Here is a 15,325-nt window from a genome sequence, read left to right on the forward strand (position 1 = left end):
TGGGCTGCGGCCCAGGGGTTGAGTCATTTCCGGGGTCCTTGCAGACTGGGACAATGGCCGAGGAGATAGCCGCGCTTCGTTGGGATGAGCCGTCGGACGGGGGCGCCCCTGTGGTCGTCCTGCTGGATCAGACACGACTGCCCGTCGACGAGGTGGAGTTGGTCTGTGCCGATGTGCCGGCGTTGGTGCGGGCGATTCAGACGCTTGCCGTGCGGGGTGCTCCGTTGCTCGGTATTGCCGGGGCGTACGGGGTCGCTCTGGCGGCCGTGCGGGGTGATGACGTCGACCAGGCCGCCGACGTGCTTGCCGCGGCGCGGCCGACCGCCGTCAATCTGGCGTACGGCGTACGGAAGGCGCAGGGCGCCTTCCGGGCCGCTGTGGAGGCCGGGGACGGCGGTGACGGTGCTGCCGGGGCCGCTCTTGCCGAGGCGCGGCGGTTGCACGCCGACGATGCGCGGGCCAGCGCGCGGATGGCGGAGCACGGGCTGCGGCTGCTCGGCGAGCTGGTGCCCCGCGGTGGCTACCGGGTACTCACGCACTGCAATACCGGGGCGCTGGTGTCCGGTGGCGGGGGTACGGCTTTCGCGGTGGCGCTGGCGGCGCACCGGTCCGGGGAACTGCGGCAGCTGTGGGTGGACGAGACGCGTCCGCTGTTGCAGGGGGCCCGGCTGACCGCGTACGAGGCCGGCCGGGCGGGCATGCCGCACACGCTGCTGACGGACAACGCGGCCGGGTCGCTTTTCGCGAACGGGCAGGTCGACGCGGTGGTCCTCGGGGCGGACCGCATTGCTGCGGACGGGTCGGTGGCCAACAAGGTCGGGACGTATCCGCTGGCGGTGCTCGCCCGCTACCATCGGGTTCCGTTCCTCGTCGTCGCGCCGACGACGACGGTGGACTTCAGTACGCCGGACGGCTCGGCCATAGAGGTGGAGCAGCGGGCCGGGGGTGAGGTCACGGAGTTCTCCGTGCCGCACGCCGCCGGCTCCGGTCCGGGACAGGCCGCGGTTGCGTACGCGGTCGCACCTGCGGGCACGCAGGCGTACAACCCGGCATTCGACGTCACCCCGCCGGAGCTGGTGACGGCTCTGGTCACGGAGCGCGGGGTGGCCTCGCCGGTGACGGGGGATTCACTCGCGGAGCTGGTCGTGCGTTGACCGAGAGTGATCGTCTGGGGAAAGAGGCGCGTCGCGGCGGTGGCCGGGGCGTGACCTGGGACACGGGATTCTCTGTATGGGATGTGTAAATGGGATGATGTCGACATGAAGGGACGCGTTCTCGTCGTCGACGACGACACCGCACTGGCCGAGATGCTCGGCATCGTGCTGCGCGGGGAAGGCTTCGAGCCGTCATTCGTATCGGACGGTGACAGGGCGCTTGCCGCGTTTCGCGAGTCGAAGCCCGACCTGGTGCTTCTCGACCTCATGCTGCCCGGCAGGGACGGTATCGAGGTCTGCCGCCTGATCAGGGCGGAGTCAGGTGTGCCGATCGTCATGCTGACGGCGAAGAGCGACACCGTGGATGTCGTCGTGGGCCTGGAATCCGGGGCCGACGACTACATCGTCAAGCCGTTCAAGCCCAAGGAGCTGGTGGCCCGTATCCGGGCCCGGCTGCGCCGGTCGGAGGAGCCGGTGCCGGAGCAGTTGGCCATCGGCGATCTGGTGATCGACGTCGCCGGGCATTCGGTGAAGCGCGGCGGTGAGCCGATCGCGCTGACGCCGCTGGAGTTCGACCTCCTGGTCGCGCTCGCGCGGAAGCCGTGGCAGGTCTTCACGCGCGAGGTGCTGCTGGAGCAGGTCTGGGGCTACCGGCACGCCGCCGACACGCGCCTCGTGAACGTCCACGTGCAGCGGCTGCGCTCGAAGGTCGAGAAGGACCCGGAGAAGCCGGAGATCGTGGTGACCGTCCGCGGCGTCGGCTACAAGGCGGGACCGAGCTGACGTGTTCCGCGTGCTGCCGCGGGAGGGCGTGCCCGGCGGGCCTGTGCAGCCGTTCGTCCGGCTGTGCGTGCGCTGGGTACGCCGCCCGTTGCGTATCGCGACGAAGCTCTACCGGCGCAACATCCAGCTGCGGGTGGTCGCCACCACGCTGCTGATGTCGCTGGGCGTCGTCGTGCTGCTCGGGATCGTCGTCATCGGGCAGGTCCGCAACGGGCTGCTGGAGGCGAAGCTCGGAGCCGCGCACGGGCAGGCGCAGAGCGGCTTCGCGCAGGCGGAGATCCGGGGTGCCGCGGAGGAGCCCGGCAGCGGCAGTGAGGCGACCGCGGCCGTGAACTCCGCCGAGTGGCGGGCGGCCCTGGTCGAGCAGCTCATGGGCAGCGGGCAGGGGGTGGTGTCCGTACTGGTGATGAGCTCCAGCGTGAACAACGAGGCCACCGGCTCCTCCGACAACCCGCGCGGCTCGCTCGTCTCGGACGACACCTCGGTGGACAGCATCCCGGCCGATCTCCGCGAGAAGGTCGACAACGGCGGCGGCTCGGGGATCTACGAGCAGTACGCGCGCGTCTGGAAGCGCGGCTCGGGCGAGAGCGAGTCCTCGCTGATCATCGGCAAGCGGCTGAACGACCCGAACAACAACCCCTACCAGCTCTACTTCGTGTTCCCCTTCACGCAGGAGGAGAAGACGCTGAGCCTGGTGAAGGGCACGCTGGCGACCGCCGGCGTGTTCGTGGTGGTGCTGCTCGGCGCCATCGCCTGGCTCGTCGTACGGCAGGTCGTCACGCCCGTGCGGATGGCCGCCGGCATCGCCGAGCGGCTGGCGGCGGGCCGGCTGCAGGAGCGGATGAAGGTCAGCGGCGAGGACGACATCGCCCGGCTGGGCCAGTCGTTCAACAAGATGGCGCAGAACCTCCAGGTGAAGATCCAGCAGCTCGAGGAGCTGTCGCGGATGCAGCGCCGGTTCGTCTCCGACGTCTCGCACGAGCTGCGCACCCCGCTGACGACGGTGCGGATGGCCGCGGACGTCATCCACGAGGCGCGCGAGGACTTCGATCCGGTGACCGCCCGCTCCGCCGAGCTGCTGCTCGACCAGCTGGACCGGTTCGAGTCGCTGCTCTCCGACCTGCTGGAGATCAGCCGCTTCGACGCCGGTGCCGCGGCGCTGGACGCCGAGCCCGTCGACCTGCGGGAGATCGTGCGGCGGGTCGTGGGCGGGGCGCAGATGCTGGCGGACGCCAAGGGCGGGCGGCTGCTGGTCAAGGGCGACGAGGAGCCCGTGATCGCGGAGGTCGACGCGCGGCGCGTGGAGCGGGTGCTGCGCAATCTGGTGGTCAACGCGGTGGAGCACGGCGAGGGCCGCGATGTCGTCGTACGCCTCGGGGCGTCGGAGAGCGCGGTGGCGGTGGCCGTCCGCGACTACGGCGTGGGGTTGAAGCCCGGCGAGGCGACGCGGGTGTTCAACCGCTTCTGGCGCGCCGATCCGGCCCGCGCCCGTACCACGGGCGGTACGGGCCTGGGGCTGTCGATCTCCCTGGAGGACGCCCGGCTGCACGGCGGGTGGCTGCAGGCGTGGGGCGAGCCGGGCGGCGGGTCGCAGTTCCGGCTGACGCTGCCGCGGACCGGCGGGGAGCCGCTGCACGGTTCGCCGGTGCCGCTGGAGCCGGAGGACTCGCGGGCGCGGCGGGCGGCGCGGACGGCGCTGGAGCCGGGTGCGCTGACCGTGGCGCCGGCCGGTCCGACGGCGACCGGTGAGCTGCTGGGGACCGTACCGGCGCAGGGCGGGCGCGGCACGGGCGCCGCCGCGCGGGCGGCGGCGCCGCGGCCCTCGGCGCGGGCGGAGGCGGACCCGACGGCGCTGCCGGGCAGCGGGCGGCGGGTCAGCGGATATGCGGGGGCGGCCGACGAGGCGCCGGGTGCCGGGAGCGAGGATGGGCCCGGGAACGGGTCTGAGAGCGCGCCTGAGGGCGGCGAAGGCGGCGGTGAGGTCCCTAGTGAGGTCGGCGGCGAGGGGGAGCGCGGTGGTCGCGTCTAGGCGTGCGGAAGGGATGCCGGCGGTACGCGGGGCGGCGTCGGGTCCCCCGGGGCCGTACCGGCGCCGGATGCCGACGCGTACGCGCCGGTACGCCGCCGCGGCGCTGCTCGGCTCCTTCCTGCTCCTCGCCGGCTGCGCGTCCATGCCCGACAGCGGGGGCGTGCACCAGGTGCCGCTGTCGGAGCAGCGCGAGGATCCACGCGCGCGTACGTACGCGGAGCGGCCGGAGCCCGGTGCCACTCCGCAGCGCATCGTGTCCGACTTCCTGGAGGCCCTGCGCAGCGACGACTACGCCACCGTCGCCAAGGCGTATCTGACGAAGAAGGCGCGCACGTGGACGCCGGGGGAGACCATCGTGCTCGCCGAGGCGCCCTCGGTGATCCAGGAGCAGCCGAGCGGGTCGAAGCCGGTGACCAACGACAAGAGAAGCTCGGTGGTCGTCCGGCTGCAGGGGGCCAAGGTCGCGTGGCTCAACGAGGCGGGCACGTACACGCCGGACGAGCGTCCGTACAGCCTGAACATCGAGCTGTCGAAGGACCGCAAGTCGGGGCAGTGGCGGATCGCGGATCCGCCGCGGGGGCTGGTGATCAGCCGGGCGGACTTCGAGCGGACCTTCCAGCCGGCCAGTACGTACCACTTCACGGCGCGCAGCCGGGACACGCTGGTGGCCGACCCCGTGTACGTGCGGCGGCGGATCGACCCGGTGACGGACGCGGTGCGCACGCTGCTCGACGGGCCGGGCGGTCTGATCGGGTCGGTCACGGAGACGACGTTCCCCGCGCGGACGACGCTGGCGAAGAACCAGCGGCTGGCCGTCGACGAGGAGGGCACGCTGCGGGTGCGGCTCGCGCTGGAGACGAAGCCGGGGCTGCACACGTGCGAGCGGATGGCGGCGCAGGTGCTGCACACCGCGGAGAGCCAGGAGGGCGTGCGCGTCGACGATGTGGAGCTGCTGACGGCCAGGGACACCAAGATGTGCGACCTGAGCGCGGCGGCGGGCGAGCGCTACGCGCCGGACCGGCTGGCGCGCCATCCCGCGTCGCTGTACTTCATCGACGGCAAGAACCGGCTGGTACGGACCCCCACGGGGCCGGAAGGGGGCGAGGCGGGCCCGGCGACGGTGATCAGCCCGCTCGGAGACGGCAAGCCGGCGTTCGGGTCCGCGGCGGTGGCCAGGTCGGAGAAGAAGGCGGCGGGGGTGACGGCCACGGGGCGGTCGCTGTACGTGTCGTCGCTGGACGAGTCCTCGTCGCTGGGGGAGCCGCTGCTGACCAGCGATGCCACCGATGCGCAGGCCGAGCGCGGCGACGGGCTCACGGCGGCGAGCTGGGACGGGCTGGGCGACCTGTGGGTGGCCGACCGGGTCGGCGGCGAGTCGCGGCTGTACTGGATGGCGGGCGGCGCCGGTGACCCGGTGCGTATCGACGTCACAGGGCTGGAGGGGCGGATCGAGGCTCTGCGGATGTCGGCGGAGGGGGCGCGGATAGCGCTGGTCGTCAGCGAGGGGGAGGAGAGCCGCCTGGTGCTGGGGGCGGTGTCGGTGAAGGACGGCGTGCCGGTGGTGGCGCAGTTGCGTGACACGGGGGCGCTGGAGGAGGTGCGGGCCGTGTCGTGGGCGGGCGAGAGCCGGCTGCTGGTCGTGGGGCGTGAGTCCGAGGGCGTGCAGCAGATGCGGCTGGTCTCGACGGACGGGTCGGTGCCGCCGGCGGCGGAGCTGGGGCAGGGGCTGACCGGGGTGACCGCGGTGGCGGCGGCGGAGGACGGTACGAAGCCGCTGGTGGCCGCGACGGAGGACGGGATCGTGCGGCTGCCGCAGAACGCGTACTGGAAGGCGGTGCTGGGCGGCGAGGGCGGCACGGCGCCGGTGTACCCGGGGTAGGGCCGGGGGTCTGACCCGGGGTTCTGCCAGGGGGTTGTGCCGCCGGTTGTCCACAGCCGGGCGGTTGTCCACAGGGGTCGCGGGTGCCGGTGGCGGCGGGCATGGTGGACGCATGCGGGGGACAGGACGGGAATTGGCGGGGTTGGTGCTGCCCGCCGGCTGCGCGGGATGCGGGGCCGGGCGGGGTGCGGGGGCGCTGTGCGCGGAGTGCGCGGGGGAACTGACGGCGGGGGCGGTGCGGCGGGTGGTGCCCCGGCCGCGGCCGCCGGGGCTGCCCGCGGTGTTCGCGGCCGGGGCGTATGCGGGCGCGGTCCGGGGAGCGCTGCTGGCGCACAAGGAGCGGGGCGCGCTGCGGCTGGCCCGGCCGCTGGGCGCGGCCCTCGCGGCGGGGGCGCGGGCCGCGGCTGGGGACCGCGGTGAGCGCGTCGTGCTCGTGCCGGTGCCGTCGGCGCGGGGGGCCGTGGTGCGGCGGGGGCACGACCCGGTGCGGCGGCTCGCGCTCGTGGCCGCGGAGCGGCTGCGGCGGAGCGGGATACGGGCGGAGCTGCTGCCGGTGCTGCGGCAGCGGCGGGCGGTGGCGGACCAGGCGGGGCTGAACGCGGCGGCGCGGCGGCGGAACGTCTCCGGGGCGCTGGAGGCGGTGCGGGCCGGTGCGCTGCTGCTGCGGGCGCCCGGGTGCCGGGTGGTGCTCGTGGACGACGTCATGACGACCGGGGCGTCGCTCGCCGAGGCTGCCCGGGCCGTGCGCGCGGCAGGCTGCCCCGGCGGGCCGGCGGCGGCCGTCGTGGCCGCGCCGCGTGACGCGTTCGAAGCTGGTCGCGCGTGTTCGCGCCCTTGATCGCAATCTTACGTTTCCGCAGGTAGAACGGAGGTATAAGTACCTGATCGGACCACATCCGCCTCAGGGGGTGCCGTGGCATCTCAGGCGAGCTATGTTCGATTGTGAGGAGGGTGTGAGGACAGTGGATGGGCCGAATCCGCTGGATCCGATGGGGTGTCGATCTTGTCGGTGGGGGAGGAGGAGGTGAAAGCCGGTCCTCCCGCGAGGAGGTTCCGGCGGCAAAGAACCCCGAGGCTCCGGCAACCACCGGAGCCCCAGCGCACCAAAGGACCGGCTTCGCCCGTCAGCTCAGCGGTACGCGGAGCCGCTCCAGAACGGAGTTCTGCGTGGACATCGTCGTCAAGGGCCGCAAGACCGAGGTTCCCGAGCGGTTTCGTCGGCACGTGGCCGAGAAGCTGAAGCTGGACAAGATCCAGAAGTTCGACGGCAAGGTGATCAGCCTTGATGTCGAGGTGTCCAAGGAGCACAACCCGCGGCTGGCCGACCGCTGCGACCGGGTGGAGATCACAGTTCACTCCCGGGGGCCCGTGGTGCGCGCCGAGGCGGCCGCGGCCGACCCGTACGCAGCCCTGGACCTGGCGACGGCCAAGCTGGAGGCGAGGCTGCGCAAGCAGCACGACAAGCGCAAGACGAGGCGGCCCGGCAAGGACCGCAGGACCGCCGCCGAGGTGGGCGAGGTCGTCGCGCACGCGGCGCTGCTCACCGACGACGGGGAGCTGACGACCCCGTCCATGGAGACGACTGCGGAGAGCGAGACGCGGCCGAACGGCTCCCGGCTCCTTCGCCGCGGCCCGCTGGAGGTGGACGGCGACGGCCCGCTGGTGGTGCGCGAGAAGACGCACGCCGCCCCGCCGATGACGCTGGACCAGGCGCTGTACGAGATGGAGCTCGTCGGGCACGACTTCTATCTTTTCGTCGACTCGGACAAGAAGCTGCCCAGCGTGGTCTACCGCAGGCACGCGTATGACTACGGCGTGATCCACCTCGACCCGTATCCGATCGAGGAGTCCATGCCCGATGGCGCTGGGGGCGCGTTGGGCGGCTGAAAGGCGACGGTAGGCGGGCGGCGGGGGCGTCACCCCGCCGCCCGATCGTGAAATCATGTGCGCGCACGGCAAATCGGTGCCTGGGGGCAAGCGTGGCGGAGTTCGAGCTGAGCGGAGCTGGTGAGCCGAAGGCGTCGGTCGGTCCCCGGGAGGAGCCGATCCGGGTCCTCGTCGTGGACGACCATGAGCTCTTCCGCCGCGGCTTGGAGATCGTCCTCGCGCAGGAGGAGGACATCCAGGTCGTCGGCGAGGCCGGCGACGGCGCCGAGGCCGTGGACAAGGCCGCCGACCTCCTTCCGGACATCGTGCTGATGGACATCCGGATGCCGCGGCGCAGCGGCATCGAGGCGTGCACGGCCATCAAGGAAGTCGCCCCGAGCGCGAAGATCATCATGCTGACGATCAGCGACGAGGAAGCCGACCTCTACGACGCGATCAAGGCGGGCGCGACCGGCTACCTCCTCAAGGAGATCTCCACCGACGAGGTCTCCACCGCGATCCGCGCCGTGGCCGACGGGCAGTCGCAGATCAGCCCGTCGATGGCGTCGAAGCTGCTGACCGAGTTCAAGTCGATGATCCAGCGCACCGACGAGCGGCGTCTCGTGCCGGCCCCGCGGCTGACCGACCGGGAGCTGGAAGTGCTCAAGCTCGTGGCCACCGGGATGAACAACCGCGACATCGCCAAAGAGCTGTTCATCAGCGAGAACACGGTGAAGAACCACGTGCGCAACATCCTGGAGAAGCTGCAGCTGCACTCCCGGATGGAGGCCGTCGTCTACGCGATGCGCGAGAAGATCCTCGAAATCCGCTGAGCCCCGCGGGCGCCGCGCCGGCGCCCGAAGCCCCGCCGCACGCAGATGCCGTGGGGCTCAGGAACCGGGCCGGTCAGCCTGCGGCCACGGCCTTCTCCGCCGCACGTGCGAGCGGCGTGTGCAGCTCCGGCGGACTGACCCGCTCCACCCGCACCGACTGCGCACCGACCCAGGTCGCCGCCTCCGCCAGCGCCGCCGCCGTGGGCTCCACGGCCTTCGCCGGCGTGACGCCGTTCGGCCGGTCGGCACCCAGCGTCACCTGGCGGGCCACGAGCGTGCTCCCCTCGCGGCCCGGGTCGACCCGGCCGACGAGCTGGCCGCCGGCGAGCACCGGCATGGCGAAATACCCGTGTATCCGCCGGGGCTTCGGCACGTACGCCTCCAGCCGGTGCGTCAGTCCGAAGATCCGCTCCGTGCGCGGGCGGTCCCAGATCAGGGAGTCGAACGGGGACAGCAGCGTCGTCCGGTGCCGTCCCCGCGGGGCGTCTGCCAGCGCTTCCGGGTCGGCCCACGCCTGCTTGCCCCAGCCCTCGACCTCCACCTCGACAAGGTCCGTGTCACCCACGACGGAGGCGACCTGCTCGCCCTTGAGGCGGTGATAATCAGCCAGGTCCGCGCGCGTGCCCACGCCGAGCGCCCGGCCCGTCTGGGCCACGAGCCGGCGCAGGCACTCCTCGTCCGCCAGGTCGTCGTGGAACAGGGCATCGGGCACGGCGCGTTCCGCCAGGTCGTACACCCGCTTCCAGCCGCGCCGGGCCGTGACGACCACCTCGCCGGCGTCGAGCAGCGTCTCCACCGCGATCTTCGTCTCCGACCAGTCCCACCACGGGCCGCCGTTCTTCGCCCCGCCCAGGTCCGTGGAGGTCAGCGGGCCGTCCGCACGCAGCCGGTCCAGGACGGCGGCGCGGGAGCCGGCCGGGTCCTGCAGACGGTGCCAGCGGTAGCCGCGGGCGCGGTGGTCCCGGCGGCGGAAGGCGAACAGCGGCCACTCCTCGATGGGCAGGACGCACGCGGCATGCGACCAGTACTCGAAGGCGGTCGTCCCCGACCAGTACGCCGACTCCACCGCCTCGCGGCCGATCGCGCCCAGGCGCGCGTACGGCACCAGCTCGTGCGACCGGGCGAGCACCGAGATCGTGTCCAACTGCACCGCGCCCAGCCGCCGCAGCACACCGCGGGCCCCGGCGCGGCGGTCGGGCGCACCGAGCAGCCCCTGGGCGCGCAGGGCGATACGGCGGGCGTCGTCGGCGGAGAGAGACACGTTCGTGGTCATGCCGGCGAGCGTAGAGCCTGCCTCTGACAACCCGGGCCCGCAGCCCCGCCCGCCTGCCTTCCCGGCCGCCTGCCTCCCTGGCGGTCCGCCTTCGCGCCGGTCGTCCGGCCCGGGTCAGCCCGCCGTGCCCGCCCTGTGTGCGGTACGGGCCTCGTACGGCACCTGCGGGGCGAGGCCCAGGTCCGACGGCAGCAGCGACGCGACCCACGCGTCCCGCCGCACGCCCCGGTGGACGAGCCGGGAGCGCAGCACGCCCTCCATCGTGAAGCCGGCCTTGCGCGCCACCGACCGCGATCCCTCGTTGCCCACCTGGGCCAGCCACTCCAGCCGGTCCGCGCCCAGCTCCGTGAACGCCCACCGCGCCAGCGCCGCCACCGCCTCTCCCGCATACCCCTGCCCGCGGTGCCCCGGGGCGGTCCAGAAGCCGACCGAGCGGACGCGCTCCTCGGGCCCGGCCGTGCGGCCGACGCCGGCCGAGCCCACCAGCGCACCGCTCTCCAGGTCGGTGAGGACCAGGTCGTACTGCCGGTCCTCGCGCCAGCCGGCGGGGATGATCTTCAATACGTACTCCTCGGCGTGCTCCCGCTCGTACGGCGAGGGGACCGGCAGCCAGCGCTGGATACCGGGGTCCTGGCAGGCGGCCAGGACGGCGTCGACGTCACCCGGCTCCGCGGGCCGCAGCAGCAGGCGGTCGGTGACCAGCGTGATCGGGTCCATGGTGAAGATTGTCCGCTTCCCGGGCGGGCCGCGCCAGCAGCACAGTTGGACACCCCGTACGCCGTCGGACACTCACCGCGATGGCGCGGGCGGCCCCTGCGGCGGCCACGGCGCGGCCGGCCCGGGCCGGGCCCTTCCGTACGTACGGCGATCAAGCCGCCGGCGGCGCCGGGAGATACGGCAGCCGCGACTCCAGCCCCGCGTCCGAGGGCAGCAGCGAGCCCACCCAGGCGTCCCGCCGCGTGCCGTGGTTGACGAACCACGAGCGCAGTGTGCCCTCCATCGTGAACCCCGCCCGCAGCGCGACCGCCCGCGACGCCTCGTTGCCGACTTCGGCGAACCACTCCACCCGGTCGATGCCCACCTCCGTGAACGCCCACCGCACGACGGCGTCCACCGCCTCCGCCGTGTACCCGCGCCGCCGCTGCTCCGGCGCCGTCCAGTACCCCAGCTCCGCGACGCGCTCCGCGTGCCGCGACGGCGTGAAGCCGACGAGTCCCATCGAGCCCACCAGCGACCCGCCGTCGCGGGTGAAGACGCCGAAGTTGTACATCGTGTCCTCGCGCCAGCCCGCCGGGCCGACCTTGAGGACGAAGTCCTCCGCGTGCGCGCGCCCGTACGGCGACGGCACGCGCGTCCAGCGCTGCACGTCGGGGTCCTGGCAGGCCGCCAGGACGGCGTCGATATCGCGGGCTTCCATGGGCCGCAGCAGCAGCCGGTCGGTATCCAGTGTGACGGGTTCCATCCCGGGATTCTCCGCCCGCGCCCCCCGCCCCGCCACGGCTTTTCCGCCCCTCCGCCCCCGGCCGTGCACCCCCTTCGCGGCGGGCCGCGGGGGCCTTTGCGGCACTTTCCGCGGGGTTCCGCCGTTGACACGTACGGTGACGGCACCTAACGTCCCTGGGCTGGACCTCCCGGGGCGCCCGCGTCCTCGCATACGATGGCCGGTGCGGCCGTGGGCTCCGCGAGGCCCGAGAGGAGCCCCAGAGGACAGGGGCCGCACCAGCGCACCCGACCGTGCCAGGCCCGACCGGCAAGGAGCCAGCCCAAAGTGTCCGTCTTCGGAAAGATCATGCGCGCAGGAGAAGGAAAGATCCTGCGCAAGCTCAACCGCATCGCGGACCAGGTCAACTCCATCGAAGAGGACTTCACCAGCCTCACCGATGCCGAGCTGCGCGCACTGACCGAGGAATACAAGCAGCGGTACGAGGACGGCGAGTCCCTCGACGACATCATGCCCGAGGCATTCGCCACCGTCCGCGAGGCGGCCAGCCGCATCCTCGGCGAGCGGCACTACGACGTCCAGATCATGGGCGGCGCGGCGCTGCACGCGGGCTATGTGGCGGAGATGAAGACCGGCGAGGGCAAGACCCTGGTCGGCACGCTGCCCGCGTACCTCAACGCGATCTCCGGCAAGGGCGTGCACATCGTCACGGTCAACGACTACCTGGCGCAGCGCGACTCGGAGTGGATGGGCCGCGTCCACCGCTTCCTCGGCCTGTCGGTCGGCTGCATCCTGGCCAACATGCCGCCGGCGCAGCGCCGCGAGCAGTACAAGTGCGACATCACCTACGGGACGAACAACGAGTTCGGCTTCGACTACCTGCGCGACAACATGGCGTGGTCGAAGGACGAGCTGGTGCAGCGCGGCCACAACTTCGCGATCGTCGACGAGGTCGACTCCATCCTCATCGACGAGGCCCGTACGCCGCTGATCATCTCCGGCCCCGCCGACCAGGCCACCAAGTGGTACGCGGACTTCGCCAAGCTCGTCACCCGGCTGTCCAAGGGCGAGCCGGGCGACCCGCGCCTCGGCAAGCAGGAGACCGGCGACTACGACGTGGACGAGAAGAAGCGGACCGTCGCCATCCACGAGGCGGGCGTCGCCAAGGTGGAGAACTACCTGGGCATCGACAACCTCTACGAGTCCGTGAACACGCCCCTGGTCGGCTATCTGAACAACGCCATCAAGGCCAAGGAGCTGTTCAAGAAGGACAAGGACTACGTCGTCATGAACGGCGAAGTCATGATCGTCGACGAGCACACGGGCCGTATCCTCGCCGGCCGCCGCTACAACGAGGGCATGCACCAGGCGATCGAGGCCAAAGAGGGCGTCGACATCAAGGACGAGAACCAGACGCTCGCCACGATCACCCTGCAGAACTTCTTCCGCCTCTACAAGCGCCACGACCGCGACGGCAAGGAGGAGCCGGGCCTGGCCGGCATGACCGGTACGGCCATGACCGAGGCCGCCGAGTTCCAGCAGATCTACAAGCTCGGCGTGGTGCCCATCCCCACCAACCGGCCGCTGGCGCGCATGGACCAGTCCGACCTGATCTACCGCACGGAGGAGGCGAAGTTCTCCGCCGTCGTCGACGACATCTCGGAGAAGTACGAGAAGGGCCAGCCGGTGCTGGTCGGCACGACGTCGGTGGAGAAGTCGGAGTACCTCTCGCAGCAGCTCAGCAAGCGCGGCGTACCGCACGAGGTGCTCAATGCCAAGCAGCACGACCGCGAGGCCGTGATCGTCGCCCAGGCCGGCCGCCGCGGCGCGATCACCGTCGCCACGAACATGGCCGGCCGCGGCACCGACATCAAGCTCGGCGGCAACCCCGAGGACCTCGCCGAGGCCGACCTGCGCCAGCAGAACCTGGACCCGGTCGAGCACTCCGAGCAGTGGGCGGCGCTGCTGCCGGCCGCGCTGGAGAAGGCGGAGGCGGCGGTCAAGGCCGAGTACGAGGAGGTCAAGGACCTCGGCGGGCTGTACGTGCTGGGCACCGAGCGGCACGAGTCGCGGCGCATCGACAACCAGCTGCGCGGCCGCTCCGGCCGCCAGGGCGACCCTGGCGAGTCCCGCTTCTATCTCTCCCTCGGCGACGACCTGATGCGGCTGTTCAAGGCGCAGCTCGTGGAGCGCGTCATGTCGATGGCCAACGTGCCCGACGACGTGCCGATCGAGAACAAGATGGTCACCCGCGCCATCGCGTCGGCCCAGTCGCAGGTCGAGCAGCAGAACTTCGAGACGCGCAAGAACGTCCTGAAGTACGACGAGGTCATGAACCGCCAGCGCGAGGTCATCTACGGCGAGCGCAAGCGGGTGCTGGAGGGCGAGGACCTGCACGAGCAGGTACGCCACTTCATGGACGACACCATCGACGCCTACATCCAGGCCGAGACCGTCGAGGGCTTCGCCGAGGAGTGGGACCTCGACCGGCTGTGGCGCGCCTTCAAGCAGCTCTACCCCGTCTCCGTGACGGTCGAGGAGCTGGAGGAGGCCGCGGGTGACCGGGCGGGCATCACCCCCGAGTTCATCGAGGACATGGTCAAGGACGACGTCCGCGCCCAGTACGCCAAGCGCGAGGAGCAGCTCGGCCCGGAGATCATGCGGGAGCTGGAGCGCCGGGTCGTGCTGTCGGTGCTGGACCGCAAGTGGCGTGAGCACCTCTACGAGATGGACTACCTCCAGGAGGGCATCCAGCTGCGCGCGATGGCGCAGAAGGACCCGCTGGTGGAGTTCCAGCGCGAGGGCTTCGACATGTTCAACGCCATGATGGACGGCATCAAGGAGGAGTCCGTCGGCTACCTGTTCAACCTGGAGGTCCAGGTCGAGCAGCAGGTCGAGGAGGTCCCGGTGCAGGACGCGGCGCCCGCCGACGCCGCGCCGCAGGACGCGGCGCCCGCGCCGGCGATCCTCGCCAAGGGCCTCGACCAGCCGCAGCGCCCCGACCGGCTGCACTTCTCCGCGCCCACCGCGGAGGGCGGCGTCGAGGAGGGCGAGTTGGCCACCGACGGCGCCCAGGCGCCGGCGGCCGCGGGCGCGGGCGACGGCCGCACCCGCGCGGAGCGCCGCCGGGCCCAGAAGGGCGGCTCGAAGGGCAAGCGCCGCAAGAAGTGACGGCGTAGCGCGTTTTCCGTACGGCGGGGCCGGTCCGGTGGGACCGGCCCCGCCGTCGTCGTCGCGGGTACGGGTACGGGGGCGCCGGCCCCGTACCCGTGCGGGCCCCGGCCGGCCTCAGGCCGGGTCGCGCTGCGGACTCGGGTCCATCTCGACCGCGGCGCAGCGCCAGCGGCGGTCCGGGCCCAGCTCCAGGCGGAAGGCCAGCGCCCGCAGCCGGTCGCCGACGGCGACGCGGGCGAACGCCTCGATGACGTCGGGCGCCGGGCGGCAGTAGCCGCACGCGCGCAGCTCCGGGCGCGGGCCGTCGCGCAGCGGCAGGTCGTCGGCGAAGGCGGCGAGTTGGTCGTAGGCGCCGCCCGCCGTGTGGCCCAGCAGCCAGTGCATCGGCCGCCGGCCGCTGAGCACGAGCAGCAGCCGTTCGGCGAACCACTCGTGCGGGCGCAGTTCCCCGGACGGGCGGCGTGCGGGCACGCGCGCGGGGCGGCGGGTGTCGCGCCGGTCCGGCGGGGCGGTACGGGCGCGCGGCCGGCGGCGCGGGCGGGCCGGGGCGCACCGGGGTTTCCCGGGCGCCGGCCGGTGCGCCGGGTCCGGGTCGTACGCGCCGCCGGGTGCCGGCTCCTCTGCCGGCTCCCGCGCCCCTTGGGGGACGGGGTCCGGCGGTGGTGCGCACGCCGGTCCGGCCGCCGGTACGTACGGCACGTACGGCCGGTCCCGGGCCTCCTCGCGCGGTGTCCGGTGAGCCGGGCCGCCCGCGGTGCCGCGGTCCGGCCCGTGCCGGGCCCCCGTGCCGTCGCCGGAATGCTCCTCCGGCTGCGGCCCGCCGTCAGCGTCAGGCCCGTCCGTCGGCCGGCCGGCGCCCGGCCGGGTGTGTGTGGTCGTCACGCTGTCACCCC

The 15,325-nt window shown here is 72.7% G+C and carries 12 protein-coding genes; 8 read left to right on the plus strand and 4 right to left on the minus strand.

Annotated features, from left to right (window positions below):
* Positions 1-53 precede the first annotated feature (53 nt).
* From mtnA to LG396_RS27690, 7 genes are all read left to right on the plus strand, one after another.
* The gene (gene mtnA / locus LG396_RS27660) at positions 54-1,154 is read left to right on the plus strand and encodes an S-methyl-5-thioribose-1-phosphate isomerase (RefSeq protein WP_225796847.1); all 1,101 of its coding nucleotides are present in this window, start codon (positions 54-56) and stop codon (positions 1,152-1,154) included.
* 105 nt (positions 1,155-1,259) lie between these two features.
* A complete protein-coding gene (gene mtrA / locus LG396_RS27665; protein WP_047016058.1) occupies positions 1,260-1,937 on the plus strand; it encodes a two-component system response regulator MtrA in 678 nt (225 codons plus the stop codon).
* Position 1,938: 1 nt separating this feature from the next.
* On the plus strand, positions 1,939-3,966 hold the full coding sequence (mtrB, locus tag LG396_RS27670; RefSeq protein WP_225796848.1) for an MtrAB system histidine kinase MtrB: 2,028 nt from the start codon (positions 1,939-1,941) through the stop codon (positions 3,964-3,966).
* Positions 3,967-4,033: 67 nt separating this feature from the next.
* Complete coding sequence (locus LG396_RS27675) at positions 4,034-5,845, plus strand: LpqB family beta-propeller domain-containing protein (protein ID WP_225796849.1); 1,812 nt, start codon at positions 4,034-4,036, stop codon at positions 5,843-5,845.
* A gap of 112 nt (positions 5,846-5,957) precedes the next feature.
* Positions 5,958-6,683 carry a ComF family protein gene (locus tag LG396_RS27680; RefSeq protein WP_225796850.1) on the plus strand — a complete coding sequence of 242 codons (726 nt, stop codon included), beginning with the start codon at positions 5,958-5,960 and terminating at the stop codon, positions 6,681-6,683.
* A 329-nt stretch (positions 6,684-7,012) separates the two neighbouring features.
* Entirely contained in the window at positions 7,013-7,732 is a 720-nt protein-coding gene (hpf, locus tag LG396_RS27685; protein ID WP_027745639.1) for a ribosome hibernation-promoting factor, HPF/YfiA family, read from the plus strand.
* A 92-nt stretch (positions 7,733-7,824) separates the two neighbouring features.
* Positions 7,825-8,544, plus strand: a complete 720-nt coding sequence (locus LG396_RS27690; RefSeq protein ID WP_018840459.1) for a response regulator — start codon at positions 7,825-7,827, stop codon at positions 8,542-8,544.
* 73 nt (positions 8,545-8,617) lie between these two features.
* Here the strand turns inward: LG396_RS27690 and LG396_RS27695 are convergent, their stop codons facing one another.
* The 3 genes from LG396_RS27695 to LG396_RS27705 all read right to left on the minus strand — a co-directional run bounded on the left by LG396_RS27695 (position 8,618) and on the right by LG396_RS27705 (position 11,279).
* Positions 8,618-9,817: a winged helix-turn-helix domain-containing protein gene (locus tag LG396_RS27695; protein WP_225796852.1), complete on the minus strand. Its 1,200-nt coding sequence runs from the start codon at positions 9,815-9,817 to the stop codon at positions 8,618-8,620.
* Between the two features lie 114 nt (positions 9,818-9,931).
* Positions 9,932-10,534: a GNAT family N-acetyltransferase gene (locus LG396_RS27700; protein WP_225796853.1), complete on the minus strand. Its 603-nt coding sequence runs from the start codon at positions 10,532-10,534 to the stop codon at positions 9,932-9,934.
* Between the two features lie 151 nt (positions 10,535-10,685).
* Positions 10,686-11,279 carry a GNAT family N-acetyltransferase gene (locus LG396_RS27705; protein WP_225796854.1) on the minus strand — a complete coding sequence of 198 codons (594 nt, stop codon included), beginning with the start codon at positions 11,277-11,279 and terminating at the stop codon, positions 10,686-10,688.
* Positions 11,280-11,585: 306 nt separating this feature from the next.
* On the opposite strand from LG396_RS27705, the gene secA reads away from it, so the two are divergent.
* Positions 11,586-14,429 carry a preprotein translocase subunit SecA gene (secA, locus tag LG396_RS27710; RefSeq protein WP_100303121.1) on the plus strand — a complete coding sequence of 948 codons (2,844 nt, stop codon included), beginning with the start codon at positions 11,586-11,588 and terminating at the stop codon, positions 14,427-14,429.
* Positions 14,430-14,546: 117 nt separating this feature from the next.
* On the opposite strand, the gene LG396_RS27715 is transcribed toward secA, so the two are convergent.
* On the minus strand, positions 14,547-15,314 hold the full coding sequence (locus tag LG396_RS27715) for an Rv3235 family protein (RefSeq protein WP_225796855.1): 768 nt from the start codon (positions 15,312-15,314) through the stop codon (positions 14,547-14,549).
* Between the last annotated feature and the right edge of the window lie 11 nt (positions 15,315-15,325).

Source organism: Streptomyces aculeolatus (assembly GCF_020400605.1).
GTDB lineage: Bacteria > Actinomycetota > Actinomycetes > Streptomycetales > Streptomycetaceae > Streptomyces > Streptomyces aculeolatus.